Here is a 25,799-nt window from a genome sequence, read left to right as displayed (position 1 = left end):
AGAGATTATCTGAGAAAAAGATATTCTCTGCCGTTGTTTTTATTCGGTTACAACCATTTGGAAACCCTCTCTTCTGTCAGTTTCCACAGCTCTTTTGCCTGTCGGTGATGAAGATACTTATCCGACAAAGGCTTAGGGTGACAACTGACATTCAGTGTCCCGCTCCGCTTACCTGCTTCTTCGTCCAGCAACAGGCTGACGGCTGTAGCAGCCCCCTGACGAGGCGTACGGATAAAGGGTCGGAAAAGAATATCCGTCAAAGGATCGAACCACATGTGCATGGTGATAATGTCCGTCGATACAATACCCGGATCGGCAGCATTGACTACGATTCCCCGCTCCCTGACACGAGCTGCCAGTTCCAGCGTAAAGAGAGTCAGAGCCAGTTTCGTATTACTATAAATAGGAATACGCCAGAAACCACCTTTTCTGCCGCGCTGAAAAAAATCAGGAAAATCCAGCCTGCCGATGGCATACGTACAGGAAACCATATTCACGACACGGCTCCCCGCTTCCATCAGCGGTAAAAGCTTGCGCGTCAACAGATAGGGGCCGACATAATTCACGCTGACGGTTCGTTCTAACCCGTCTTCCGTAATATGAAGTCCCGTTTCCATCGTTCCCGCATTATTCATCAGCAAGGTAATCTGTTCACCCCGTTCCACCATCTTCCGGGCGAAAGATGCGACCGAAGCCAGTGAAGCCAGATCGACAAACTGCACCTCTATATCCGCATTGCCTGTTTCCGACATAAGCAGATTCCGTTTTTCCTCTGCCCGCGACAGATTACAACACGCCATTATCACCTTATAACCAGCCGATGCTACTGCACGAGTTATCTCTGTACCCATACCTCCATCGGCACCCGTTATCACCGCTAGTTTCTTTTCCATCTTATCCCTTGCTTTCTATACGTTCGATTTCCTTTTTAATACAAGGAGGAAGCTCCTCTTTCAGACGTTGATGGCACGCCATATCAATGGTATACATGCGGGCAATACAATAGTTGCTGTGCTTACAGCTACAGCGCGCATTTTCTTCCTCACGCATACGATTTACAAAACCCGGCTCGTTGAGTAACGCACGCCCCATTTGTACAGCCTCGAATCCATCGTTCAAGACCTCATCGATTTTCTCACGGGCAACCAGTCCGCCCACATACACCAGCGGCATATCCAGCGCCTTCCGGAACTTCAATGCATCTTCCAGAAAATAAGCCTCGCGAAAAGGCACAGCAGGTATCATCCATCTCCCCACCAGACGTACGCCATACTTCAGCCACCAGCAGGTCATGTAGTGCGTCATGGTACGGATTGGCATTTCTCCTCTCATCACATACATCGGAGCCTTGCTCACGAAACCTCCGCTCAAGACCAGCGCATGGGCACCCGACTGTTGCAACCGTTGTGCCACCTGCAGCGATTCTTCCAGCTCCATGCCTCCCCGAAATCCGTCGCGCATGTTCATCTTTACCAATACAGCCATGTCTGTTCCTGCCGCTTTCATCACCTCCTCCATCACCATGTCCATGAACTTCATCCGGTTTTCCAGCGAACCGCCAAACTGATCCTTACGGTGATTGGTAGCAGGAGAAAGAAACTGGCTGATGAGATAACCGTGTCCGGCATGAATTTCCACGGCATCGAATCCGGATTCACGTGCCAGACGGACGGCTTGTCCGTATGCCCGTGCCATTTCGGGCAGTTCGTCCGCACGAAGTCCCCGCACAAAGGTAGGCGAATAAAGATTGAATCCGCTGCTTGCCCCTACAGGCAGACAACCACAGATACTCTTGTGCGACATGTTGCCGCAATGTCCTAACTGGATACTTGCCGCTGCTCCCTCGGCATGGACAGCATCTGTCAGCCGACGCAAACCGGGTACAATCTCCGGACGCATCCACAACTGGCGGTCGAACGACAAGCCGCTTCGGGTAACTGCCGCATAAGCGACCGTCGTCATGCCAACGCCACCTGCAGCTACCGAGCGATGATACTCGAGCAACTGCTCGGAAGGTTTGTTGCCGGGGCACATGCTTTCGAAAGCCGCCGAACGGATGGTACGGTTACGCAATGTCAGCGGTCCCAGTCGGACCGGAGTAAATAGTTTTGAATCCATAATAATCAGTTAAAAAGTTAACACTACAAGCAATCCGGCCTTATCTTTCCCATAGAAAAGCCGCCCACTTGCCACGCCCGGAAAAGATACATCCGGCAGCGTTCTAATATATATAAGGTATAATACGTTTTCTGTTTCCAACTGCCTTCTCGCCAAATTCCTCGCAGTAACGCTTGTAAATGGCATCGGCACGCGGTACCAGGTTGGCAGCCGTCCACCAGACAAACACCCATGCGGCAGGCGAACCTGTCAGCAGAGCGAAGCCAATCCATTCTATCAACTCACCCAGATAATTGGCAGAAGTCACATAGCGGTAAAAGCCTTTCTGCGGCAAATAATGTTTCGTATCGCCGGGTTTACGAAGGTGACGGATAACATAATCGGAATGCAGGTTGATTCCCATTCCAAGTACAAACAATGCCAAACCAATCCATGGCAGAGAATGCATCCAGAACTCACTGCCGTCCGCATACAAGCCATCGGGAGGATAACAGAACAGACTTGCCGTAAGCAACATGCCATTCAGTATATTAAAGACTACTCCCATGGCAACAATGGCAACCGGCATACGACTTTTGCCTCTCATTAACAACGGGAAAACAAACGAACGCTGAAAATAATGCAACAAAAACAAAAAGGCAAATGCAGCCTGTGGAGCCCATATCCCCACTCCACTGCACACCCACCCGTACAGCATAACAATAAATGCCGGTACTTCCATCAACATCCAGGCCAACTTGTTGGGAAGAGAAACTCCCCACGAGGCTGTCCGGAACATACCATATCCTGCCTTTACAAAATAAAGCGCCACAAAAACTACCACACCAGCTACCGACATGGCATATAAAAGGAATTGATACGTTTCATGACTCATAAGCTCCAATTTTATGAAAACAACCAAAATTACAAAAAAACAAGACAACTCAAGTAGTACGAAAACCATAAAAAATCCCCTTTTTCTCCTATTATCCTCTTCGTAAATCATACGATACAAATAAGGTAAAAAGAGAAAAAGGGGAAAAGCTGCCTGTCATTCCACCAGAGCGTCAATATGTTTCCGGAAAAACGTCAGCAGAAAAAAATTTTTTTTGTACAAATTCTCAGAAAATTTGTACAAAAAATCCTGTACGTATCAGCACGCCTTGAAACTCATGTCCAGACCTTTTACAGAATGCGTCAGGGCACCTACCGAAATGAAGTCGACACCGCACTCGGCATAGTCGCGCAACGTATCAAACGTGATACCGCCCGATGATTCAAGCTCTACACGTCCGTTCACCATTTCTACCGCCTTACGAGTATCTGCCGGCGTAAAGTTATCAAGCATGATACGATCTACACCACCCAAATCGAGCACCTGCTGCAATTCATCAAAGTTGCGTACTTCGATTTCTATCTTCAAGTCCTTGCCTTTTGCCTTGCAGTATTCACGTGCACGGGTGATAGCCTTGTCAATGCCCCCGGCAAAGTCAACATGATTATCTTTCAGCAGAATCATATCGAACAGACCGATACGGTGATTTACGCCGCCGCCAATCTTAACTGCCATCTTTTCGAGCACACGCATACCCGGAGTTGTTTTACGGGTATCGAGTACGCGAGTCTTGGTTCCCTTCAGACGCTCTACGTAACGGTGTGTCATGGTAGCGATGCCACTCATACGCTGCATGATGTTCAGCATCAGGCGTTCAGTCTGAAGCAAAGACTGCACTCTACCTTCTACGACCATTGCTACGTCGCCCGGCTTTACGTGTGCGCCATCGTTAATGAAAACCTCCACCTTCAGTTCCGGGTCGAAACGGCGGAAAACTTCCTTTGCCACCTCGATGCCGGCAAGAATACCTTCTTCCTTAATCAAGAGTTTCGATTTTCCCATAGCATCGGCAGGAATACACGACAAGGTGGTATGGTCGCCATCACCAATATCTTCTGCAAACGACAAATCAATCAGACGATCGATTAAATCCTTAACTACTTTTTCGTCCATCTTTATTTATGATTTTAAATATGTTTTCTTACTGGCAAAGGTAAGGATAATCCTTATCTTTGCAAAAAGATTAAATTAAAACAAGACAGAAAATGAAATTTACGTTACTTGTTGTCGGACGGACAGTAGAAAAACATTACATCACCGCCATAAACGATTACGCGGAGCGTACGAAACATTATATCTCTTTCGACATAGAAGTCATCCCAGAGCTCAAGAATACCAAAAGTCTGAGCATGGAACAGCAAAAAGAAAAAGAAGGAGAACTGATTCTGAAAGCCTTACAACCGGGCGACGTACCCGTTTTGCTTGATGAACACGGCAAGGAATTCCGCTCCGTCGAATTTGCCTCATGGATAGAACGCAAGATGCATACGGTAAACAAACGGCTGGTATTCATCATCGGAGGCCCCTACGGATTTTCGCCTGCCGTATATGCCGCTGCTCAGGAAAAGATATCTTTGTCGAAAATGACCTTCTCACATCAGATGATCCGGCTGATATTTGTAGAGCAACTTTATCGTGCCATGACAATTCTGAACAACGGTCCGTACCATCACGAATAAAAAAATATCGCACGGACGGCAAGTCTTTCATTCAGGCTTGCTGTTCGTGCGGCAATATTATCTTTCCAACAACCGGACAGCAGGCCTTTTCATTTGCCTGATCAGGGTCTTGGTTTCAGCATCTACCCGATACGATTCAGTTATTTTCTGCAACGTTTTATTGTATGTAAAGTCGTCCAGCGTATTCTGTTTCAAATAATTCATGGTAAGCTCAGGAAATTTTACAAAGCAAACCGACAATGCCCATGCTACGGCCATCTTTACATAATATCCGTCGTGCCGGATAGTATCATATTCTTTCAGTAGTTGTCCGATATGCTCCTCGTCGATGAAAAGCTGCATACTCATCACTACCCCGAAGCGAATCTCGTATTCTCCCTGTGCATGCATCCAGTCTACCAGGTAGTTCCACAAGCGGTCTTTATTGTCGCTTATAAACTTTTTTCCTCCCCCGAACTTAAATGTATCACACACCGACCAGCTGTTTATAATCCATACAAAGCAAGTTACACGATGTAAATAGTATTCCACATCATCATCGGGCTTGATACATCCCAACACCATTCCCTGTAACATACGCTCTTCCATATAAAACGTATCGGCCGTAAGCAGATATTCTTCCCAGTTTGTATGGGAAATCTGTACTGCAAGTTTACGAAGTTCAGGAATTCTGATTCCTAAAACATGCTCTACACCGGGATTTAAACTTTCGGCAAATGCTCTATTTGCTCCCTCCGCCAGACGTAACAAATGTTCTTTGATTGTCAGGTCGTCCAATCGGTATTCTTCCATTTCTATATACCATTAAAAACAAATTTTCCGCAAAGTTAAAAACAACTATACCTACTACTAGGTATTTAACAACTTTTTTTACCAACTAATGGGTATTGATGCCCCAAAGCAGGTATTCTACCTTTGCCTTTGTTAAAAATAAACAAAAGGAAAGAACAAATGAAAAGTAAAATGTTTCTATTTTCACTTTGTTTCGCAGCAGTAAGCACGCATGCTTCTGCAGTAAACGAAGTTGAAAAAGCATGCGGCAACAACGGCAGCACGGTAAAGGAATCGAGAACCCCAAAGCGTTCCATTCTGAAAACCGAGAAAGACAGTAAAGGGTTAACCATTGGAGGATACGGAGAGGCTGTATACAGTCATAACTTTTACTCCGACAAATATATCCGCTACACAGCCAAAGACCCGAGCGTTTACAAAGGACAATCGCACGGACGCTTCGACTTACCTCATGTGGTACTTTTTCTGAATTATAATTTCGGACACGGATGGACAATGGGTAGTGAAATAGAATTTGAACATGGAGGAACCGAAAGTGCTGTCGAAATAGAAGAAGAGGAAGCGGGTGAATACGAAAGTGAAGTGGAACGTGGCGGAGAAGTAGCACTGGAACAGTTCTGGATCCAGAAGTCTATTTGCCCGGAGTTCAATATCAGGCTGGGACACATTATCGTTCCGGTGGGAGGAACAAACCAGCATCATCTGCCGACTGAGTTTTTCGGAGTTTATCGTCCTGAGGGAGAAAATACCATCCTCCCCTGTACTTGGCATGAAACAGGCATCAGCTTGTGGGGACAGGCTGGCAACTGGCGCTATGAAGTATTACTGGTTCCGGGACTGGATTCTGACCGCTTTAATCGCCTAAACTGGATACAAGGCGGTGCCGGTAGCCCGTACGAATTTAAAATAGGCAATTCTGTAGCCGGAGCTTTCCGCATAGACAACTATTCTGTCAAGGGACTGCGCTTGTCTGTCAGCGGCTATGCAGGTAATTCATTCAACAATTCACTGAACGACTACAAGGACAGCGAAAAGTATAAAGACATAAAAGGTACAGTCTTGATTGGTGCCTTCGACTTTAATTACAACGACCATAACTGGATTGTTCGTGGCAATTTCGATTACGGCCATCTGAGTGATGCCGACAAGATTACGGAGGTCAACAAAAAGATGAGCAATAACTCTCCTTCACCTCAGCAGAACGTGGCCGAAGCTGCCATTGCTGCCGGTATTGAAGCAGGCTACAATGTTTTCTCCCAAATCAGGAAACTAAACGAAAAAGGACAGAAACTGTATGTCTTTGGACGCTACGACTATTACGATTCCATGTATAAAACCAGCACTCCTATTTACAGATTCTGCGGACGTAACCGCCTTGCTGCCGGACTGAACTACTATCCTATTCATGATATCGTCATTAAAGGAGAATACTCCATCGGACTGATGCGAAATCCTTATAATAATGAACCGTCCGTATCGGTAGGAGTAGCCTATGCAGGACTATTCACTAAATAAATTCAAGCGAAACAAGTATTAAATAATATCAACAAAAAAATTCAATAAACATGAACAAGTTTTTTAAATTACCTCTTTGCCTGGTCATGACTGCCGTGATGGGCACTGCTATGATTTCGTGTAGCGACAACAACAGTGGGAACAACAATTCCAACGGACTTTCAGATGAAGAACAAACTCTGAAAGAAGTTATCATTCCCTATGTAGACAATACAATTATCGCCACGTACAAAGCAATGGCAGACGAAGCCATATTAATGAGTGACGCTTGTACGAAAGCAAAGGAAACCTATTTGAATGGAGATAAGAAAAAGGCTACAGAGTATGTAGCCGAAGCATGTGAGCACTGGACCGAATCACGAAAAGCATGGGAATTGAGCGAAGCTTTTCTATATGGTGCGGCAGGAGATTATAACATCGACCCACATATTGACTCGTGGCCTCTTGATCAGGTTGCTCTGGATAATCTGCTGAATAACCAGAAGATGATGGATGCCATAGGAACCGGCGACTTTGATTACATCACAAGCAATCTGGGATATGGGCTTCTGGGCTATCATGCACTGGAATATATCTTGTTCCAACTGACTGATGACTCTCATCGCGAGCCAAGAAACTTCGAAAAGACATACAGCTACAGCGGACAAGTAGTAAATATAACCAACAATCACATGATTTACATGGCAGGAGTAGCTCAGGATTTGCGCAACCAGTGCATTCGGCTGGAAGCATCTTGGGCAGGAATAGGTAACGTTACGACACAAAAACAGGAGATTCTTGCAGATACGGAACAGGAGCCGACCTTCGATTACGGTACAAGCATGAAGACAGCCGGACAGGGAGGAAGCAAATATACCAGCTATACCGTCGCTGCACAAGAATTGATTCAAGGATGTATCGATATCGTAGATGAGGTTTGTACGCAGAAAATCGGCCGCCCTAACTCAGGTCAGACAGCCGACGACAAGAATTATATCGAATCTCCCTACGCATTAAATTCGGTTGTCGATTTTACAGACAATATTAAAAGCGTAAAAAATGCATACGAGGGCATCGGATACGACGGAAAAAACAACTCGACTTCTGTCAGTGCTTACATTGCTACCGTCGACCCGACTACTGATACAGAAGTAAAGACCTTGATCGACGAATCTATTACCAAGATACAGGCCATACCGGAACCTTTTGCCAAAAACGCAACTGGAGCACAAGCCAATGCAGCCATCGAATCATTAACTAAATTGTCGGCTGCACTAAACAAGGCAAACAAAGCTCTTTTAAAATAATCAGGAGAATTTCTCTTTAAAAACAGCCCAACAGTTCAAGACAGCCATCTCGGAACAAAAAGTTATTTCCATATAGAACCGACTGATCCAAGATGGCTGTTGCAACTGGAAAGCGATCTACATTTACTGCAATATGAAGACAAAATTTTTTCATCTGATACATTCTTTATGCATTATCAGTGTCCTGACAGCATGCAGCGACAATGAGAATCAGACTACAACACCAGATTCCCCTGGCAATAGCGAAAAGGCGGAATGGTACTATGCCGGAGGACAATTAGGGACCTCCTATCTTACCACCTCGAATGCTTTCGAACAGCCGACCGAGCCCGTCGAATCAGGCGAAGAAATGAGCCAGCGGTTTAAGAATGGAGAGCAACTGTTTGAAAAAATGTATATGAACAATCACTCCGGAGTTCGCAAAGGACTGGGCCCGGCTTATGTACGGAGTTCATGTATTCATTGCCATCCCGGCTACGGACATGGTAAGCGTAATGCCTCAGGTGCCTTTCAAACGACAACAATCGGGAATGGATGTCTGCTGGTTGTCTACAATCCTGATACTGATGGATATGTAAGCTGGTTGACCGGAATGCCACAGGGACATGCCACCCAGCCCTTCAAAGCCCCGCTGGACGAAAGCAAAGTCATTATCGAATGGAAAAAATATACCGATGAATGGGGCAACAAGTTTCCCGATGGCGAAAGCTATGACCTGGAATATCCTGAGGTGACTCTCGCTCCAGACGCGGTCTATGCCAAAAACAAAGGTATCATCAGCAGTCTGGGTAATTATAAAGTCCTGTTAGAATCTACTATCGGCATTTACGGTACCGGCTTGCTGGATGCCATCAGCGACGAAGACTTGAAAGCGCAATATGCCAAAGAAGAGCAAGATGGTTACATGCAAAACGGCTTGAACGAGGCATTCTTCAAAAATGGAGAATGGGTAAAGCAGTACAGCAACACCAAGGTTACAGATGTCAATCCGGACTTTGCCGACAAAGGAGAACAGCATCCGTTCAGATTTACTTATGCCTTGAGCCGCGGACCGCTGCAAGATGCAGCAGGAGCCAATGCCATGTGGAACATCACCAATGTAACTCGCAGCAACCGCCGCTATCATTATCTCGACACTTACTTTGCCAACGCAGAGGGAGAAGACAAGACAGTATATGGAGGAAGTTCGTGGGTAAAGGCTTCTGCCAACGACCCGGAAGTACAAGCCGGCTATCAGGCCTATATTGAAGAAGCCGATCCCAAGAAAAATCACCCGACGTGGCACGCCAATGACTATTCGGACAAGGAACAAGTGACAAAGGCTATTGCTTCCTACCTGACGTCCAAGGAACTGGATGTAGAGATGGACGATGAAGATTTCATCGATTTCATGGTATGGCACCGGGGACTTGCTGTTCCTGCTGTGCGCAACATCGACGATGCTGATGTCAGAAAGGGAAAAGAACTCTTCGCACAGATAGGATGTGCATATTGTCATCGTCCGTCATGGAAAACGGGAGATGATACTTTTTACGACCCGAACGGATTTTTTGCCAAGGGAGACAACCGCCTTCCCCGGTATCCGAACCAGACAATCTGGCCTTATTCCGATCTGGTTCAACATAAACTTCACATGGAAAACGATATCCGCACCGGCTGGTGCCGTACCACTCCTCTTTGGGGACGCGGACTGCATCAGATGTGTACGGGTTCCTCTACCTCCGACCGTTTGCACGACAACCGTGCACGAAACGTCATCGAAGCAATCATGTGGCATGGAAATAAAAAGAGCGACGCCCGCATGACTGTAGAAAAATTCCGTAATCTCTCGAAAGAAGAGCGCGATGCCATCGTGAAATTCATTGATTCCATCTAAAAACATGGTCCGGCTTTTCCAGCAAAGGAAATAACCGCATCCGGAAAGACGGCGAGAATATTTATCATTTACTGCAGATTACACTGGACTATACAGGCCTGACTGCCCCCGACAGTCGAAAAGGATAGCAAATTTATGACCTGACAAATTTGTGTAATCTGTGGTAAATGTTTACTTTAGTTCTTTATCTTTACGACACGTAAAACAGCATACAGAATGACAAATACATTAAAGAAAATAACCTTTTCCCTATGGGGAATTCTCATTCTTATCATGGCAGCCGCAACAATTGCCGGAAAACTGTACGGAACAAAAGTTGCCGAGACCTATATTTACAGTTCGCCTTTTTTTATTGGGCTTTGGATAGCAGCAACCATACTCTCTCTTACCTACATCTGCAAGCGCCATCTCGAAAGAAGAAAAGCCACTTGTGCCCTACATCTGGCATTCATTCTCATATTATCGGGAGCACTGACTACACATCTTTGGGGAATACAGGGAAGCGTCCACCTGCGACAAGGGGCCAATCCGGTGACGACATTCACCACAAACGACGGACAGACAGCAGACTTTCCTTTTGGCGTATCACTAAAACAGTTTGAACTGGCCTATTATCAAGGGACATTTGCTCCGATGGATTTCGTCAGTATACTAAACATTCACGACGGTGATACGACACTGACAGGAAAAGTTTCCATGAATCACATCTATACTTACCGACACTACCGTTTCTATCAGTCGGCATACGATGCAGACCAGCAAGGAAGCACTTTATCGGTCACTTGCGACCCTTACGGCATTGCACTCACTTATACCGGATATGTTGCGATGCTGCTGGCATTCATCGGATTCTTTTTCGACAGACACAGTTACTTCCGCAAGCTGCTTCACCACCCGAGCCTGAAACGAACGGTGGCTTGCCTGCTGTTGCTTATCGGCAGTGTCGCAGCACTTGAAGCATCTGTACCTCCAACTCTGCCTAGAGAAACAGCCGGCAAGTTTGGAAAACTCTACGTATATTACAACAACCGTATCTGTCCCCTGCAAACACTCGCCAAGGAATTTACGACCAAACTTTATGGTCGCCCGACTTACAAAGGCTTTACTTCCGAACAAGTTCTGACCGGATGGCTCTTCTATTACGAGCAATGGAAGCAGGAGCCCGTCATTCTCATCAAGGACAAAAATGTACAAAACATACTGGGAGTGAAAGGAAAATATGCTTGTCTTGCCGATTTTGCAAATTCCACCGGCTATAAGCTCGACCAAATCTCATATGCTGAAATTACAGCCAAAGAATTACGTGCCATAGAAGAAGCCAACGAAAAATTCAACCTGATAAGTATGGCCTGCAACGGCAGCCTCTTCAAGCTCTATCCGTTCCGTGAAAAAAATGAAAAACAGCCGGTATGGTACTCGTTAACCGACGAGTTGCCCGTATCTATCCCCCACGAACAATGGGCTTTTATCCGCTACAGCATGAATCTGCTTGCCGAAAAGACTGCTCACCAAGAATATGAAGCCATTGATACACTCATCGAGAAAACCAGGATATACCAGAAGAAAGAAGCACGGGGATTCCTGCCTTCGGATGCACAATTTTGTGCCGAAATACAATATAACGAAATGGATTTTACCCGTCCGCTTGCCATGCTCTGCCTGACCGTCGGCATCCTCTCCTATCTCTACTACTGCCGGAGAATGATAAGCCGACGCAACTGGAATATCTCAACCGGCAAACTGCTGCTTGCCGGACTCGGAATTGCAGGCATATACCTTCTGATACTTATCGGGCTTCGAGGGTTCATCAGCGGACATCTGCCAATGTCGAACGGATACGAAACCATGCAGCTTATGTCTTTATGCAGTATTCTGCTCACTTTTTTCCTGTACCGGAAGTTTCAACTGGCTATTTCATTCGGCTATATCTTGTGCGGACTCACCCTGCTGGTCGCCATGCTTGGCGAAGCAAACCCACCTGTCACCCAACTTATGCCGGTGCTCGCCTCCCCTCTTTTAAGCATCCATGTAGTAACCATCATGCTATCGTACTCACTGCTGGCTTTTGTCATGCTGAACGGAATCACGGCAATTATCCTGAGCCACACACAGACAGACTGCGGCCAGCAGATTATCAGACTGCAAGTCATCAGCCAGCTCATCTTATATCCCGCCGTCTTCCTGCTGGCAACCGGTATCTTTATCGGAGCTGTATGGGCAAATGTTTCGTGGGGAAGATACTGGGGATGGGATCCTAAGGAAGTATGGGCACTCATCACCCTGCTGGTTTATGCCGCCGCCCTGCATCCGGCATCCCTATCTCCCTTCCGCCGGCCTCAGTTTTTCCATTGGTTTACCGTAATAGCCTTCTTCAGTGTACTGATCACTTACTTTGGAGTCAATTTCATAATGGGAGGCATGCACAGTTACGCCTGAGCCATCCTCCTTCTTCATCCCGATAAAAAGCAAAAAGAGGCTGATGCAATACAGCATCAGCCTCTTTCCTGTTCCCCCACGCCAACGGGGTAACGCTAACTATTTCTATTTATTTTCATCAATAAACTTCTACTTTACCAGCCAGTTCCTTACACTTGTCGCGCAAAGCATCCAGATCGCCGTCGTTCTTATCGTAACATACTACGACTCCCATACGGCGGTTCAACTTGGTATAAGGCTTTCCGAAGATACGGAGGTAAGTATTAGGCTGCGAACAAACCAGTTCCTCTCCACGGTAACGCGGAGTTTCCTTGCTGACAATAGGAGAAAGAATCACGGCACTTGCACCGATATGTTCCTGAGTAATACCCGGAATAGGAAGTCCCAGTACAGCATACAGATGAAGTTCGAACTCGTTCAGGTTCTGTGTATTGGCAAGTGTAACCATACCCGTATCATGCGGACGCGGAGAAAGTTCCGAGAAATAAACTCCGTTTTCATGACTCAAGAAAAATTCTACCCCCCACAAGCCGTAACCTGTAAGCGCTTCCGTAACCTTTGCCGCCATCTTCTGAGCCTCAGCAAGATGCTCGGGAGCAATATGAGCAGGCTGGAAACTTTCACGATAGTCGCCACCTTTCTGTACATGTCCGATTGGCGGGCAGAACAATGTCGGGCCATTTTTCTGAGTGACTGTCAGCAAAGTGATTTCACTGTCGAACTTGATAAACTCTTCTACGATGAGTTCTTTGATATCGCCACGGCTGCCTTCACATCCGTACGCCCATGAATATTCCAAATCCTCAGGACCTTTGGCAACCGACTGTCCCTTACCTGACGATGACATCAGCGGTTTGATTACACACGGATAACCAATCTTTTCGGCTGCTTCTTTCAGTTCGTCCAATGATTTGGCATAATAATATTTTGCAGTCTTCAGTCCCAGTTCCTTAGCAGCAAGGTCGCGGATAGCCTTACGGTTCATTGTAAAGTTTACGGCACGGGCACTCGGCACAACCTGAATACCTTCTTTTTCCAGATGATAAAGACGTTCGGTACGGATAGCCTCAATCTCGGGTACGATAATATCGGGATGATATTTTTCTACCACACGGTCGAGTGCATCACCATCCAACATATTAAATACCTCACAAGCATCGGCCACCTGCATGGCGGGAGCACCTGCATACGAATCACATGCGATAATGTACTGTCCCAGACGTTGGGCAGCAATCACAAACTCTTTTCCTAATTCGCCGGAACCCAGCAAAAGTATTTTCTTAGTCATATCTTAACAGTTAATCCTATTTTCTTTTCAGCAAAGATAACGATTTCTGTTGATAGATTATACGAAGTATGATAAATAATAATAAAATCACTTTGCCGGCATATCAAGAGAAAGAATTATTTTTTGTACAAAAAATTTTGGTTTTTGTACAAAAAATAAAAAAACGTCCCGACAAATTTGAAGAAACGTGAGCACGAATAAAAAAAATCATGCCCGCGTTTCAAAAGAGTTGCGGGCATGATTACAAAATACTGGTTTACAGCATATGAAACTTGTTATTTGCCTATTTTCATTCCTTGCGTATTGAGTTCACCTATTCCACCCCTATGAAAAGAAGCCATTTGAGCTGTTCCGGTAAAATTTGCAGCACCTATGCCATTCACATCAGCATCAATCTCTTCGCAGTTGATGTTGACGTTTACTTCGCCGACGCCACTCAGACTGAATTCCGCCTTACGGCAATGCAAGTCCTTCACATTGAATTCACCCACTCCGCGGAAATCCACATCCAAATCTTGTACATCTACCTTACCATCGATATTGAATGAGCCGACTCCGCTGAAGTCAAGTTGCTTCAAATCGGGAGCAGAAATACGGATTATGGTTCCATTCTTATTGTTTTTCAGCTTTTTGATATAGCCGATTTTCAGTTTGTCACCTTCTACGCTGGTTGTTATATTTTTTACATGTCCTTCTTCCCCCTCTATGGAACACGAGAAATCGGACGCCTGTGTAAAATAAACCAGCCCCACACTTTTTATCTCAATAGAGGAAAACCCGGATACATTCCGTTTTTCTGTAATCTGCTCTCCCTTACCACCTGCCCAGACACAGGAAGTAAAACCGGTTGCCAAAATCAAGGCACCGATAAATCTTGTAAAAATTGTTTTCATAGTCATATTGTTTTTTAGAGCCACCAAATCGGACCTTGTATAAAGGAAGTATTAAACAAGAAGATAAATCCTACCACCAGTGAAATAAACCATACCAAGGTAAGAATCACTTTTGTAGTAGTAGACATCGGTTTCCATACGTTGAAGCTCTGCAATATGAGCTGCAAAAGCCCGATAATCGGAATACCCACGACAAACAGTCCGCATACCGACAGTCCGATGACCGCAGAAGAGGAAGAACCTATCAGGCTCCAGTCTACATCGGGCATGGAGTAATACAGCACAGCAGGTACGCTGGCAAGCATTCCAGTAGTCGCCATCAGCAAGGCAAACAGCACAACCAGTCCGGCAAGCAATACCGGTGTCAGGCAGATAGCCAACAGAACCAGAATAAACTTAATGATAAATCCGGCTATCTTGACAATAGCATTGCCCAACTGGCGCAAAAAGGAACGGGGCTTTTCGGAATGTACATAATCGTTTACCTTATCGAATCCTTCGGTCACGGTACGTCCTATATTCTCCATGTTGATAGGTTCACCGCGCATCTGCAGCTTTTCGGTAGCCGTCTTTGCCAGCGGAATGATAATCCAAGCTATCAGATAAGCCAGAATCAGTCCGTGAACAAAACAGCCGAGCACCAGCGCACCGATACGTATCAACGTCACATCCCAGCCAAAATAGGCAGAAAGTCCGGAAAGCACACCTCCTAATACACGGTCGTCGGGATTACGGAACAGCCGACGGGCAGGTCCATTGCTATAAGCATGCTGTTCTGTCTCTTTCTTTTCCTCATCGTCATCCGTATTCAAGTCCTCGGGATTTCCCATACGGGCAATAACCGCCTCTACCTGTTCCACCGTAATGACCTGCAATCCGGTACGGATATATTCATCGAACAGTTCGGCAATACGGGTTTCCATATCGCGTACAATCTCATCGGCTCCTTCTTCCTTACGGAAATGATAACGGAGATTATTCAGATAATTATCAAGCAGGTTATAGGCATCGTCATCAATATGATAGACAGTGCCACCCAGATTAACAGTCAGTGTTTTCTTCATGTGATTTAGAAATTAAAAGTTTTGTTCTTAAATGATTTACCGTATCCGACAATTCGTCCCAGGCCAACTGTAGTCCGGCCAGAAACTCCTCCCCCTTCGAGGTCAGACTATAATACTTCCGGGGAGGTCCCTGAGTAGATTCTACCCACTCATACGCAAGCAAATCGTCGTTCTTCAGGCGGGTAAGCAACGGATAAAGCGTACCTTCCATCACTATCAGCTTCGCCTCTTTCAGATTCAGAATAATATCTGAAGCATACGAAGGCTCACGATGCAGCAACAACAGGATGCAGTACTCAAGCATTCCTTTGCGCATTTGAGATTTTACGTTATCTACATTCATTTTAGTTCTCCTTATTTTGTATAGCACAAATATAGGCATTATATAAATACCTTGTATTACATAGTACTATCTATTTACAATATTTAACAAAATACAACCTGCTGTACAAAAAACGACGGCAGGAAAGCTCTATTTTTGTGAAATAACAAACTATTAAATACTCAAAACTATGTTTTTAATAAAGAAAGCAACTACAGCCGACATTCCGCTGATAAACAAACTGGCATGGAATGTATTTCCCGAAACGTACAAGGATATCCTCAGCCACGAACAGATAGAATATATAATGGACTGGATGTATTCCATAGAGAACCTGCACAAGCAGATGGAGAAAGAAGGACACATTTATTATATAGCCTACGAGGAATGTGAAGCGGCAGGATATGTTTCTATCCGTCAGGAGGACAAGGATTTGTTTCACCTCGAAAAGATTTACGTCATCCCCTATTATCAGAAGTACCACCTGGGCAGACAGTTGTTTCAGCAAGCTATAAAAGGCATTAAAGAACTTCACCCGGCTCCGTGCCGCATGGAACTGAATGTAAACCGCAATAATCCGGCATTGGGATTTTACGAGCACATGGGAATGAAGAAAGTGCGTGAAGGTGATTCCCCGATCGGGAACGGTTATTACATGAACGATTATATTATGGGATTGGACATTTAAGGTCTATATCGAGGCAGACAGGCAGATGATCGCTGTAACCGCCGTGGTATTTCATGCCGTTGTAGGTACGGAAAGGCTTGTCGCCTCCATAATTTTCATCTTCCTCCAGCAGAAAAGGAAACGTAAGAATGCGGGCTCGGTCGTTAGACGTGGTAAGGTTTCCTTGCTGTTTGAGAAAGGTACCATTCAGAATGAGCTGATCGAGGATGCCCCACTCGCCACGGTACCGGTAGGTACCTCCTTGCTTCCCGTTCATCAGATTATACAAGTTAAAGGAATGGATATCCTTTCCGGGTTTTCCGGCACCCAGTGTCTGACAAACAGAACGGCTTTCGGGATAGTCGTTGAAATCGCCCATTATAATAAGGTAAGGTGTACGACGGATTTTCATGACAGAATCTGCCGCATGACGCAGCGTGCGTGCAGTAAGCAGACGGTAGGGTTCACTCTGTTTCTCGCCTCCCGAACGCGAAGGCATGTGACAGACAAAGACATCGAGCGTATCGCCGGAAAGTACCCGACCTGCCACATGCAGGATATCGCGGGTAGGCTTACGCTTCAGTTCGTGGGAGGGAATGCGGATATGCTGCTCAGCTATCAGCCGGAAAGAAGAAGGCTGGTACAGAAGTGCCACGTCAATTCCCCGTTCATCGGGCGAATCGGTCATCACGTAGCGATAGGCTGCATCCCGAAGCGGAGAATATTTCACCAGCCCGTCCAGACAATATGCATTTTCCACTTCGCAAAGTCCGACCAGGTCGGGCACCTGTTCACCGCTGGCAGCCAGTATCACCTTGGCTATCCGGTTCAGCTTCTCGTGATAACGTTTCCAACTCCAGCCTCGGGTAGCGTGAGGAAGGTATTCGGAATCGTGCTTCAGCGAGTCATGACGACAGTCGAACAGATTCTCTACATTGTATTCCATAACACGAAGGGTTTGCTGTGCCCCACACTCAAAGGCTGTGAGGCAAGCAGCAAACCCTAATAATATTTTTGAAAAGAGGCTCATTATGCCTTTGCAGGAATATGTGCCAGTACATCGCGCAAGTGACGCCAGAACTTATCGACTGTAGGGATAAGCATGCGTTCGTCGGGTGAATGAACGCCACGGAGCGTAGGACCGAACGAAACCATATCGAGTGAAGGATATTTCTCGAGGAACAAACCACACTCCAGTCCGGCATGGATAGCTTTTATCTTCGGCTCTGTAGCGAAGAGGCGTTTATAGCTTTCTACGGCAATTTGCAGAACTTCTGAATTCGGGTTGGGCTTCCATCCCGGATAACCGTCGCCGGTTGTAACTTCCGCACCGCCAAGCAAAAAGGCAGAGGTTACCATCTGCGACATATCCTTGCGTGAAGAAAGGATGGAACTGCGCTGGCTGGTTACGACTACAATCTTGCCGTCGCGCTGCTTAACTGAAGCAAGGTTGGAAGAAGTTTCTACCAATCCGGGAATATCCTGACTCATGGCATACACGCCATTGTGTACGGCATAGATTGCATGAAGGAATTTCTTCATAGCCTCCTGCTCCATAACTTCCGCACAAGGACTCTCCGATTCCAGTTCCATAACGAGATTCGGTTCCGTTACAGTAAATTCATTTTCTACTTCCGACAAGTATATGTTCAAATCAACACGTACAGATTCTTTATCTTTCATTGGGACAGCACAAACAGCATGTGCCTCGCGAGGAATGGCATTGTGCAGGTTACCTCCGTCTATCTCACACAGACGCAAGTCGTATTTCTGCATCAGCTGAACCAGAAAACGGTTCAACAGCTTGTTGGCATTGGCACGGTTCTTATTAATGTCATCGCCCGAATGTCCTCCTGTAAGGCCTTTTACAGCTACACGGAAGAAGAAATATCCTTCGGGAGCAGCCGTCATCGGACAAGGGAACTGTGCGGTAGTACCAGCTCCACCAGCACATCCGATAAACAATTCGCCTTCATCTTCCGAATCGAGGTTAATCAGAATGTCACCATTCATAAATCCTTCCTTCAAGGCAAAAGCACCTGTCAGTCCGGTTTCCTCGTCGACAGTAAACAGACACTGTATCGGTCCGTGCTCGATATCCTGTGATGCCAGTACGGCAAGCTGGGTAGCAATACCGATTCCGTTGTCGGCTCCCAGTGTAGTACCTTTCGCTTTCAACCACTCACCGTCAACATAAGTTTCTATCGGGTCGGTTTCGAAATTATGCTGCGTATCCTTATTCTTCTCACATACCATATCCATGTGCGACTGAAGGACAACAGTCTTCAGATTTTCCTTACCAGCTGAAGCTGGCTTCTCAATCAACACATTGCCAGCTTCGTCTGTTTTTGACGACAGACCGTGTTTCTTGGCAAACTCAAGCAGATATGCTCTTATTTTCTCTTCCTTTTTGGAAGGACGTGGCACCTGACAAACTTCTTCAAAATAATGGAAGACAATAGCAGGTTGCAAATCTTTTTTCTCCATAATAGTTTATTTATTTGTTCTATTATCCCTAAAAATAAGTTAAAAACACATATTAACGGGGCAAGTAGCCTCTTTTTTCCACACCGAAAAGAGTAAATCGGTGACAAAAGATTTATATTTGCACCACAAAATTAATAGAAATGCTCAAGACTATCCTTATAACAATGTTAATAGTTGCTATCTGCATAGCACTATTATCGGTAAAGATACTCTTTAAGAAAAACGGACGCTTTCCTAACACGCACGTCAGTGGAAGTAAAGCCATGAGAAAAAGAGGTATCGGATGTGTGCAGTCGCAGGACAGGGAGGCACAAATAGTGAACCCACATGCCATAGCAGAACGCAAACAAGCTGAAACGGAAACGGAAAAAACAATTAATAACTAAGATACTAAAACCATTATGAAAAGTATGAAGCATATCCTTAACGGATTTATCGCACTGGCTATGGTGCTGATGTTTACACAATGTACTGACAACAAGGCAAATGACAAAAGTACCTCAACTCCAGCTGTAGTGGGTGGTCCGGTAAACATGAAGATAGCTTATGTAGAAATCGATTCTCTGCTGACTAAATATCGTTACTGGAATGACCTGAACGAAATGATGATTCAGAAGGAAGAAAACATTCGTACTACACTGAACGAAAAGGCTAAGGAACTGGATCAGGAAATGAGAGAATTCCAGCGTAAACTGGAAAACAATGGTTTTGCCAGCCGCGAACGTGCAGAACAGGAAAATCTGCGTATCAGCCAGAAACAGCGTGACTTGCAGCAGTTGCAGGAAAAGCTGACAAGCGAACTGCAGGCAGAAAATCAGAAGATCAGCTTGCAATTGCGTGACTCTATCAATTCATTCCTGAAGACTTACAACAAAGATAAAGGCTATAGCCTGATTATCAGCAACACTGGTTTCGATAATCTGTTGTATGCTGATCCGGCATTCAATATTACTCAGGAAATCGTAGACGGACTGAATGCTCGTTACAATCCTGCATCAAGCAAGAAATAATTTTGAAAACCTTGTATTAATTCAAGCCCTGCCGCATTACAAAAAACGGCAGGGCTTTTTTTCTCTATAATAGAAACAATCACCCCATGCTCCCTCATCTCATCATATTTCCATCGGGTATCCTTCAAGTCTTATATTATCACAACTCATGACTCTTCAGAATAAAAGCCTTATATGTAACTAAAAAAAGCTCATTTTTTTTGTGTTTTTTCTTAGACATTCATTGAACATATCGGGAAATAAATTGTTTTAAATTATAAAAAGGAATAAGGTATTTATTTATATAGAAGGAGATTTTATGGAAACGTTTGCCGACTTAATATCGTCGCCCAGTCCCGTGTTAGTGGATGTTTTCGCAGAATGGTGTATGCCTTGTAAAATAATGACCGGAATTTTAAAGAAAGTAAAGGAAATACAAGGTGATTCGCTGCGAATAATAAAAATAGATGTAGACAAGAATCAAAATATAGCGCAACATTATGCAATATCTTCCGTTCCAACACTTATGATTTTCAAGAACGGAAAACAGCTCTGGAGACAAAGCGGAGTAATAGAAGCTAATGAGCTAAACAAAATAATCGAAATGTTTAAGTAAAGCAAATATTCATTTTCACGTAGTACAAAAACTGGTCTTTTCCCGTAGTGAGGAGCAAACTTATCTCCTTTCCTACGAAGAAAAGACCGTTTTTTTATCATAATCCCATATAGTCGTATACAAAGAATGCCGAACAGCCTGTTTTATATTTCAGGCTAATAGAATGCTATCCCAAGGTTCGTATCGCAGATATCTCTGTACACATACGTCAATGTTTAATCTTTTTCTTATATTCTGCAGCACGTTCTACCACCTCTCGTACAAAGTTGTACGTTTCAGTCCCTCTGAAATACCCATTTTTGCACACGGGATCTTGATAATACTCTTCATTGCTCTTCAACAAAATATAATGATCAACATGATGATCCCATAGATTACGGTTTCTGCCATACTTTTCGGCTAATGCCATCGCATCGGTTATATGACCGACTCCTGCATTATATGCTGCCAGCACGAACTTATTACGTTCCTCCTTGTCAGGCACTTTGGCAAATATTTCTTGCAGACGGGCAATATACTTTACTCCAGCTTTTATACTTTCCTCCGGATCACTCTCCTTGCCTGCCGGCATTCCCATGGCATGTGCCGTAGCAGGCATCAACTGCATCAGCCCACGTGCACCTGCCCATGATATAACATTGGGATCGAAATTAGATTCCGTATACACAAGAGAAGCCAGCATCCGCCAGTCCCATCCTATTTCTTTGGCATATTTCCGGAACAAATCATCATAATGAGAGATTTTTCCATCCTTTACGGAAAGAATAGAACCATGAGTAGTACGCTTGTTCAATTCAAAATAACGCCGGGCACTTGCCTTAAACTCCGAAGAATTGATATTTTCCCGGTGCCATTTATCGGCAGCCTCTGCAAGCAACACCGAAGTTTTCCGTACAGCCCACGATGAACGCTGGTCGAAACTGATAACCAGTCCGATATCAAGATTCGGATAATAAGTACGGTTTATCTTTGCTATTTCATTAGTTGCAACAGTATAGTCTATCTTTCCCTCGGCTACCCATGTAATCAGATTTTCTTCCGATACACTGTCGGCAACAACTTTATGAATATTTATGCCTCCTCCCAGTTCGCTGTTCAGATTTGTCAAACGGTCATAGTATTTTCCCGGAGTAGTATAAATGTCCTTACCTGGGAGCTGTGTAACATCTTTCAAGGCATTCTTTCCCCTGCGCTGTACTATAACCTGATGAGTAATATTTTCTTCTCCACAATAAATCAGACTATCTTTCCAAGCATTCGTTATATTGAGATTGTAAGCTATCAAGTCACCCTCTCCCTTCAACAGGCAACGAACCATCTCCGAAGGGTTGTTCACCACCTTCAGTTTCAGTTTCAGTCCAAGTGAACGCGCGAACTGTTGTGCCAGTTCATACTGAAAGCCCATCGGTTCACCCCGATAATTAAAATAAGAAGTAGAACTATTGGCAGTAAGAACCACCAGCTCTCCTCTTTCCATTATTTCAGGTAAATCGACCGCAACTTCACCCTCTACCGTCCCCTTTCGGGAATGGCAGGAAGAAAACAACAAACTCAGACATAATACTGACCAGAGAACATAGGATATTCTCATCGTCCGACTATTTTTTCAATATACATTTTCAAAATCTCTATAGCCTTTCTATTGTATCCTCCTTGAGGAATGATCAGATCAGCATATCGCTTTGCTGGTTCAATGAATTCTTGATGCATCGGTTTCAAGACTCTCATATAACGTTCCATGACTGCCTCTGCCGTACGTCCTCTTTCTACAACATCACGTTGCATCACGCGAATCAGACGTTCATCCGGATCGGCATCTACAAAAATCTTCAAGTCCATCAAATTACACAACTCCTTGTCGCTCAAAGCCAGAATACCTTCTATAATAACAACCTTACGAGGCTCCACATGCAATGTTTCTTTCTGACGTGTACAAGTAAGAAAATCATAAATAGGTTGCTCTATTGCTTCTCCTCTACGAAGCATAGCTACGTGTTTCGACAACAAATCCCAGTCGAAAGCATTTGGATGATCGAAATTAATGCTCTGACGCAACTCAACCGGAACATGACTACTGTCATTATAATAAGAATCCAACGGGAGCAAAGCGACTTCGTCGGCCGAAAGACTGTCAATTATACTTTTCACTACAGTTGTTTTACCGGAGCCTGTACCTCCTGCAATTCCAATGATTATCATACGCAATGTTTCAATAAATAGTTATATATTTGCAGCTATACAAATTTACGATAATTCATAATATAAACAACTATGGTCAAGCACATTGTTTTATTTAAACTGAAAGAAAGTCTTTCTACAGAAGAAAAACAGCAAGTCATGAACAACTTCAAGGCTGCAATCGAGGCTTTGCCAGCCACAATACCAAGCATTCGCAAAATCTTCGTAGGTCTGAATATCAATCCCGATGAAAAATGGGACATCTGTCTGGAAAGTGAATTCGATACACTGGACGATGTAAAAGCTTATGCCGTTCATCCGGCGCACGTTGCCGCAGCCGGTATCCTGAAAGAAGTTAAGCAAGATCGCGCCTGCACTGACTACATTTTTTAGAATTCCATACGACTATGAAGAAGATTATTAACCCCTGGAGTGGTGTGGAAGGTTACAATTGTTTTGGTTGTGCGCCTCAAAACCCTTCAGGCTTACAAATGGAATTTTACGAAGATGGTGATGAAATAGTCAGCTTCTGGCATCCGGACAACAAATATCAGGGTTGGCTTAATACGCTGCATGGAGGTATTCAAGCAGTATTACTCGACGAAGTCTGCGGATGGGTCATCATGCGAAAACTGCAAACCGCCGGCGTTACTTCAAAAATGGAAACCCGTTACTTGAAACCTGTACATACAACCGACACCGTTTTAACAATACGTGCATCTATCAAAGAACAACGCCGCAACATTGTTGTGATTGAAGCTTCATTGCTTAATCAGGCAGGCGAAGTATGTACCCAGGCTGTATGTACTTATTTTGCATTTCCACGAGAAAAAGCTGAAAAGGAAATGCACTTTCACGAATGTAAGACTGAAGATGAATAACATTCGACTTTCATGACATACAAACAAATACCTTCGTTCCTGCAAGAGAAAACAATATTGTTCCAAGCAAGGACGAGGGTATTAAATATATTGAGTTCAACGCAAACTTTGCACGATTATTTCATTCGCTGACTTTTTTATTGGATAATTTTTCCAAAAAATACACAAGAAAGAAACCTACCAGCATCAAGATAATAGCTTCGAAAAGATACTGATCAGGCCATATATTGGTTTCTATCAACGGTTTCTCTACCCCATGACTATCAATAAAAGTTTCAACGGTCCGTTTCCAAGGCCATACTTTATTCAGAGAACCTAACATGAAACCAGTCAGTACAGCCAAAGTAATATTTCTGAAATGCTTCAATGCATACGAAAGTACACGAGAGAAAGTAGTTATACCGATGCAAGCTCCGGCACCAAAAATCACTATAATCTTTATATCAAGCGTTTTTACAGCTTCCATTATGAAAAAATACTTTCCCAACAGCACCAATATAAAACTACCCGAAATGCCTGGCAGAATCATTGCGCAAATTGCAATAGCACCACATATAAAAATAAACAATAAGTTCGACGGAGTTTCGGCCGGAGTAGCTACTGTAATATAAAAAGCAACAATTCCCCCTACAATAAATCCAAGAATCGTCTTCCAGTTCCATTCCTTAATATCTTTTCCTACAAACCACGTAGAAGCAAGAACCAGTCCGAAAAAGAACGACCATACCAGTACCGGATGATCCATAAGCAACCATGTTATAACCTTTGCCAATGAAAAGACACTGATACCAATACCAGCCAGCAGGAACAGCAGGAAATTGCCATTTATCATTTTCCAAAAAGCCTTCCATCTTCCGGTAAAAAACATTTTCAAACTTTGAGCATTGATACTTTTAATCGAATCAATCAATTCATCATAAATTCCTACTATAAATGCGATTGTTCCACCAGATACTCCCGGAACGACATCGGCTGCTCCCATGCCCATTCCTTTCAAAGCAAGTAAAGCGTAGTCTTTAAAACCTCGTTTCATTTTATTCCTTTATCTGTTTTTTAAGAATTTTTCAATCTGCAAAGTAAAAGAAAAAAACGACATGTTTCTACGAAAAAAAATAAAAAAGGCACTATGAATAAACATTCGTACCAAATATTTGTTATATTCACAGAAACATTTAATAAAAAGTAATCATGGCAAAAACAGCATTTCAAGGAACTCCTGTTTCATTGGCAGGCGAGTTTGTAAAAGTTGGAGCTCAGGCTCCTGAGTTTTCACTGGTAAAAGGAGATTTAAGTTCGTTTACTCAAAATGACATTAAAGGAAAATATGCCCTGCTGAATATATTCCCAAGTATGGATACTGGTGTTTGTGCAGCTTCAGTCCGCAAATTCAACAAGCTGGCAACTGAAATGGAAAACACTGTTGTTCTGGCAATTTCCAAAGACTTACCATTCGCACAAGGAAGATTTTGCACGGCAGAAGGTATCGAAAACGTAATTCCTCTGTCAGATTATAGATACACTTCCGATTTCGGAGAAAAGTATGGTGTACTAATGAGCGACGGAGTATTATGCGGATTACTGGCACGCGCTGTAGTAATCGTCAACCCGGAAGGTAAAATCATCTATACCGAACTTGTACCTGAAATCACTCAGGAACCGAATTATGAAGCAGCTTTAGCAGCACTTAAAGCGCAAAGATAACTATCACCCTATACCAACTAACAACTGTGGCGAAAAGAGAATCGGATAATATTCACCTTCTCTTTTCGCCACGTTATTTTTTATTTCATATACATAATAATTTCCCGTAACATAGCGGCCAAAGATATCCTCCGTGG

Annotated in this window: 26 protein-coding genes; 12 read left to right on the top strand and 14 right to left on the bottom strand. The window is 44.2% G+C overall.

From position 1 onward, the window contains the following. Positions 1-47: 47 nt before the first annotated feature. The 4 genes from ACZM60_RS03705 to nadC all read right to left on the bottom strand — a co-directional run bounded on the left by ACZM60_RS03705 (position 48) and on the right by nadC (position 4,105). Positions 48-893 (bottom strand): SDR family oxidoreductase, encoded by an 846-nt coding sequence (locus ACZM60_RS03705; RefSeq protein ID WP_489520857.1) that lies wholly within the window; start codon positions 891-893, stop codon positions 48-50. A 1-nt stretch (position 894) separates the two neighbouring features. Continuing rightward, the gene (locus ACZM60_RS03700; RefSeq protein ID WP_489520856.1) at positions 895-2,118 is read right to left on the bottom strand and encodes an NADH:flavin oxidoreductase; all 1,224 of its coding nucleotides are present in this window, start codon (positions 2,116-2,118) and stop codon (positions 895-897) included. A 103-nt stretch (positions 2,119-2,221) separates the two neighbouring features. Further along, positions 2,222-2,992: a DUF1295 domain-containing protein gene (locus ACZM60_RS03695; protein ID WP_489520855.1), complete on the bottom strand. Its 771-nt coding sequence runs from the start codon at positions 2,990-2,992 to the stop codon at positions 2,222-2,224. Positions 2,993-3,250: 258 nt separating this feature from the next. Next, positions 3,251-4,105, bottom strand: a complete 855-nt coding sequence (gene nadC / locus ACZM60_RS03690) for a carboxylating nicotinate-nucleotide diphosphorylase (protein ID WP_489520854.1) — start codon at positions 4,103-4,105, stop codon at positions 3,251-3,253. Between the two features lie 92 nt (positions 4,106-4,197). Here nadC and rlmH point away from each other — a divergent pair, with 92 nt between their 5' ends. Further along, the gene (gene rlmH / locus ACZM60_RS03685; protein ID WP_489520853.1) at positions 4,198-4,671 is read left to right on the top strand and encodes a 23S rRNA (pseudouridine(1915)-N(3))-methyltransferase RlmH; all 474 of its coding nucleotides are present in this window, start codon (positions 4,198-4,200) and stop codon (positions 4,669-4,671) included. Positions 4,672-4,728: 57 nt separating this feature from the next. Here rlmH and ACZM60_RS03680 read toward each other — a convergent pair whose 3' ends face one another. Further along, positions 4,729-5,463, bottom strand: coding sequence for a DNA alkylation repair protein (locus ACZM60_RS03680; RefSeq protein WP_340319549.1), 735 nt, complete (start codon positions 5,461-5,463; stop codon positions 4,729-4,731). Between the two features lie 159 nt (positions 5,464-5,622). Between ACZM60_RS03680 and ACZM60_RS03675 the strand changes: the two genes are divergently transcribed. The 4 genes from ACZM60_RS03675 (at position 5,623) to ACZM60_RS03660 (ending at position 12,576) form a co-directional block, all read left to right on the top strand. After that, positions 5,623-6,978: a hypothetical protein gene (locus ACZM60_RS03675; RefSeq protein WP_489520852.1), complete on the top strand. Its 1,356-nt coding sequence runs from the start codon at positions 5,623-5,625 to the stop codon at positions 6,976-6,978. Between the two features lie 50 nt (positions 6,979-7,028). Next, positions 7,029-8,264: an imelysin family protein gene (locus ACZM60_RS03670; protein ID WP_489520851.1), complete on the top strand. Its 1,236-nt coding sequence runs from the start codon at positions 7,029-7,031 to the stop codon at positions 8,262-8,264. A gap of 133 nt (positions 8,265-8,397) precedes the next feature. Next, on the top strand, positions 8,398-10,140 hold the full coding sequence (locus tag ACZM60_RS03665) for a di-heme oxidoredictase family protein (protein ID WP_489520850.1): 1,743 nt from the start codon (positions 8,398-8,400) through the stop codon (positions 10,138-10,140). Positions 10,141-10,356: 216 nt separating this feature from the next. After that, the gene (locus tag ACZM60_RS03660; protein ID WP_489520849.1) at positions 10,357-12,576 is read left to right on the top strand and encodes a cytochrome c biogenesis protein; all 2,220 of its coding nucleotides are present in this window, start codon (positions 10,357-10,359) and stop codon (positions 12,574-12,576) included. 118 nt (positions 12,577-12,694) lie between these two features. Here the strand turns inward: ACZM60_RS03660 and purT are convergent, their stop codons facing one another. From purT to ACZM60_RS03640, 4 genes are all read right to left on the bottom strand, one after another. Then, the gene (gene purT, locus ACZM60_RS03655) at positions 12,695-13,864 is read right to left on the bottom strand and encodes a formate-dependent phosphoribosylglycinamide formyltransferase (protein WP_489520848.1); all 1,170 of its coding nucleotides are present in this window, start codon (positions 13,862-13,864) and stop codon (positions 12,695-12,697) included. Between the two features lie 275 nt (positions 13,865-14,139). Next, complete coding sequence (locus tag ACZM60_RS03650; RefSeq protein WP_340319544.1) at positions 14,140-14,757, bottom strand: GIN domain-containing protein; 618 nt, start codon at positions 14,755-14,757, stop codon at positions 14,140-14,142. Between the two features lie 14 nt (positions 14,758-14,771). Beyond that, positions 14,772-15,821 (bottom strand): PspC domain-containing protein, encoded by a 1,050-nt coding sequence (locus ACZM60_RS03645; protein WP_489520847.1) that lies wholly within the window; start codon positions 15,819-15,821, stop codon positions 14,772-14,774. Further along, entirely contained in the window at positions 15,799-16,164 is a 366-nt protein-coding gene (locus ACZM60_RS03640; protein WP_489520846.1) for a PadR family transcriptional regulator, read from the bottom strand. The genes ACZM60_RS03645 and ACZM60_RS03640 overlap by 23 nt, the downstream gene beginning before the upstream one ends. Before the next feature lie 169 nt (positions 16,165-16,333). Between ACZM60_RS03640 and ACZM60_RS03635 the strand changes: the two genes are divergently transcribed. Continuing rightward, positions 16,334-16,831 (top strand): GNAT family N-acetyltransferase, encoded by a 498-nt coding sequence (locus ACZM60_RS03635; RefSeq protein ID WP_489520845.1) that lies wholly within the window; start codon positions 16,334-16,336, stop codon positions 16,829-16,831. On the opposite strand, the gene ACZM60_RS03630 is transcribed toward ACZM60_RS03635, so the two are convergent. Both ACZM60_RS03630 and ACZM60_RS03625 read right to left on the bottom strand, forming a co-directional pair. Next, positions 16,812-17,840 carry an endonuclease/exonuclease/phosphatase family protein gene (locus ACZM60_RS03630; RefSeq protein WP_489520844.1) on the bottom strand — a complete coding sequence of 343 codons (1,029 nt, stop codon included), beginning with the start codon at positions 17,838-17,840 and terminating at the stop codon, positions 16,812-16,814. The genes ACZM60_RS03635 and ACZM60_RS03630 overlap by 20 nt on opposite strands. Further along, the gene (locus ACZM60_RS03625; protein ID WP_418586717.1) at positions 17,840-19,297 is read right to left on the bottom strand and encodes an aminoacyl-histidine dipeptidase; all 1,458 of its coding nucleotides are present in this window, start codon (positions 19,295-19,297) and stop codon (positions 17,840-17,842) included. Before ACZM60_RS03625 ends, ACZM60_RS03630 begins: the two co-directional genes overlap by 1 nt. A gap of 140 nt (positions 19,298-19,437) precedes the next feature. On the opposite strand from ACZM60_RS03625, the gene ACZM60_RS03620 reads away from it, so the two are divergent. The 3 genes from ACZM60_RS03620 to trxA all read left to right on the top strand — a co-directional run bounded on the left by ACZM60_RS03620 (position 19,438) and on the right by trxA (position 20,902). Beyond that, a complete protein-coding gene (locus tag ACZM60_RS03620) occupies positions 19,438-19,683 on the top strand; it encodes a hypothetical protein (protein ID WP_021969965.1) in 246 nt (81 codons plus the stop codon). Positions 19,684-19,698: 15 nt separating this feature from the next. Then, positions 19,699-20,307 (top strand): OmpH/Skp family outer membrane protein, encoded by a 609-nt coding sequence (locus tag ACZM60_RS03615; RefSeq protein ID WP_340319539.1) that lies wholly within the window; start codon positions 19,699-19,701, stop codon positions 20,305-20,307. Positions 20,308-20,605: 298 nt separating this feature from the next. Continuing rightward, positions 20,606-20,902: a thioredoxin gene (gene trxA, locus ACZM60_RS03610; RefSeq protein ID WP_021969963.1), complete on the top strand. Its 297-nt coding sequence runs from the start codon at positions 20,606-20,608 to the stop codon at positions 20,900-20,902. A gap of 208 nt (positions 20,903-21,110) precedes the next feature. On the opposite strand, the gene ACZM60_RS03605 is transcribed toward trxA, so the two are convergent. Continuing rightward, positions 21,111-22,493 (bottom strand): MltF family protein, encoded by a 1,383-nt coding sequence (locus ACZM60_RS03605; RefSeq protein ID WP_021969962.1) that lies wholly within the window; start codon positions 22,491-22,493, stop codon positions 21,111-21,113. Further along, positions 22,490-23,101: a uridine kinase gene (gene udk, locus ACZM60_RS03600; RefSeq protein WP_021969961.1), complete on the bottom strand. Its 612-nt coding sequence runs from the start codon at positions 23,099-23,101 to the stop codon at positions 22,490-22,492. Before udk ends, ACZM60_RS03605 begins: the two co-directional genes overlap by 4 nt. A 72-nt stretch (positions 23,102-23,173) precedes the next feature. Between udk and ACZM60_RS03595 the strand changes: the two genes are divergently transcribed. Both ACZM60_RS03595 and ACZM60_RS03590 read left to right on the top strand, forming a co-directional pair. After that, a complete protein-coding gene (locus ACZM60_RS03595) occupies positions 23,174-23,473 on the top strand; it encodes a Dabb family protein (protein ID WP_021969960.1) in 300 nt (99 codons plus the stop codon). Positions 23,474-23,487: 14 nt separating this feature from the next. Beyond that, entirely contained in the window at positions 23,488-23,961 is a 474-nt protein-coding gene (locus ACZM60_RS03590) for a PaaI family thioesterase (protein WP_021969959.1), read from the top strand. 121 nt (positions 23,962-24,082) lie between these two features. On the opposite strand, the gene ACZM60_RS03585 is transcribed toward ACZM60_RS03590, so the two are convergent. Further along, positions 24,083-24,994 (bottom strand): polyprenyl-phosphate transporter, encoded by a 912-nt coding sequence (locus ACZM60_RS03585; RefSeq protein ID WP_021969958.1) that lies wholly within the window; start codon positions 24,992-24,994, stop codon positions 24,083-24,085. A gap of 155 nt (positions 24,995-25,149) precedes the next feature. Between ACZM60_RS03585 and tpx the strand changes: the two genes are divergently transcribed. Then, a complete protein-coding gene (tpx, locus tag ACZM60_RS03580; RefSeq protein WP_489520843.1) occupies positions 25,150-25,662 on the top strand; it encodes a thiol peroxidase in 513 nt (170 codons plus the stop codon). Positions 25,663-25,799 lie beyond the last annotated feature (137 nt).

The sequence above is a fragment of the Phocaeicola sp. genome, from assembly GCF_057861905.1.
Note: the sequence above shows the minus strand (reverse complement) of the source record. Positions and strands in the feature narration are given on the sequence as shown.

Coding starts and splice junctions, on each gene's coding strand:
- ACZM60_RS03680 (WP_340319549.1), bottom strand. CDS start 5,463: ATGGAAGAATACCGATTGGACGACCTGACAATCAAAGAACATTTGTTA.
- ACZM60_RS03585 (WP_021969958.1), bottom strand. CDS start 24,994: ATGAAACGAGGTTTTAAAGACTACGCTTTACTTGCTTTGAAAGGAATG.
- ACZM60_RS03695 (WP_489520855.1), bottom strand. CDS start 2,992: ATGAGTCATGAAACGTATCAATTCCTTTTATATGCCATGTCGGTAGCT.
- ACZM60_RS03625 (WP_418586717.1), bottom strand. CDS start 19,297: ATGGAGAAAAAAGATTTGCAACCTGCTATTGTCTTCCATTATTTTGAA.
- tpx (WP_489520843.1), top strand. CDS start 25,150: ATGGCAAAAACAGCATTTCAAGGAACTCCTGTTTCATTGGCAGGCGAG.
- ACZM60_RS03630 (WP_489520844.1), bottom strand. CDS start 17,840: ATGAGCCTCTTTTCAAAAATATTATTAGGGTTTGCTGCTTGCCTCACA.
- ACZM60_RS03615 (WP_340319539.1), top strand. CDS start 19,699: ATGAAAAGTATGAAGCATATCCTTAACGGATTTATCGCACTGGCTATG.
- ACZM60_RS03605 (WP_021969962.1), bottom strand. CDS start 22,493: ATGAGAATATCCTATGTTCTCTGGTCAGTATTATGTCTGAGTTTGTTG.
- ACZM60_RS03660 (WP_489520849.1), top strand. CDS start 10,357: ATGACAAATACATTAAAGAAAATAACCTTTTCCCTATGGGGAATTCTC.
- rlmH (WP_489520853.1), top strand. CDS start 4,198: ATGAAATTTACGTTACTTGTTGTCGGACGGACAGTAGAAAAACATTAC.
- ACZM60_RS03645 (WP_489520847.1), bottom strand. CDS start 15,821: ATGAAGAAAACACTGACTGTTAATCTGGGTGGCACTGTCTATCATATT.
- ACZM60_RS03705 (WP_489520857.1), bottom strand. CDS start 893: ATGGAAAAGAAACTAGCGGTGATAACGGGTGCCGATGGAGGTATGGGT.
- ACZM60_RS03640 (WP_489520846.1), bottom strand. CDS start 16,164: ATGAATGTAGATAACGTAAAATCTCAAATGCGCAAAGGAATGCTTGAG.
- ACZM60_RS03700 (WP_489520856.1), bottom strand. CDS start 2,118: ATGGATTCAAAACTATTTACTCCGGTCCGACTGGGACCGCTGACATTG.
- ACZM60_RS03675 (WP_489520852.1), top strand. CDS start 5,623: ATGAAAAGTAAAATGTTTCTATTTTCACTTTGTTTCGCAGCAGTAAGC.
- ACZM60_RS03650 (WP_340319544.1), bottom strand. CDS start 14,757: ATGAAAACAATTTTTACAAGATTTATCGGTGCCTTGATTTTGGCAACC.
- udk (WP_021969961.1), bottom strand. CDS start 23,101: ATGATAATCATTGGAATTGCAGGAGGTACAGGCTCCGGTAAAACAACT.
- trxA (WP_021969963.1), top strand. CDS start 20,606: ATGGAAACGTTTGCCGACTTAATATCGTCGCCCAGTCCCGTGTTAGTG.
- ACZM60_RS03670 (WP_489520851.1), top strand. CDS start 7,029: ATGAACAAGTTTTTTAAATTACCTCTTTGCCTGGTCATGACTGCCGTG.
- ACZM60_RS03590 (WP_021969959.1), top strand. CDS start 23,488: ATGAAGAAGATTATTAACCCCTGGAGTGGTGTGGAAGGTTACAATTGT.
- ACZM60_RS03635 (WP_489520845.1), top strand. CDS start 16,334: ATGTTTTTAATAAAGAAAGCAACTACAGCCGACATTCCGCTGATAAAC.
- ACZM60_RS03665 (WP_489520850.1), top strand. CDS start 8,398: ATGAAGACAAAATTTTTTCATCTGATACATTCTTTATGCATTATCAGT.
- purT (WP_489520848.1), bottom strand. CDS start 13,864: ATGACTAAGAAAATACTTTTGCTGGGTTCCGGCGAATTAGGAAAAGAG.
- ACZM60_RS03595 (WP_021969960.1), top strand. CDS start 23,174: ATGGTCAAGCACATTGTTTTATTTAAACTGAAAGAAAGTCTTTCTACA.
- nadC (WP_489520854.1), bottom strand. CDS start 4,105: ATGGACGAAAAAGTAGTTAAGGATTTAATCGATCGTCTGATTGATTTG.
- ACZM60_RS03620 (WP_021969965.1), top strand. CDS start 19,438: ATGCTCAAGACTATCCTTATAACAATGTTAATAGTTGCTATCTGCATA.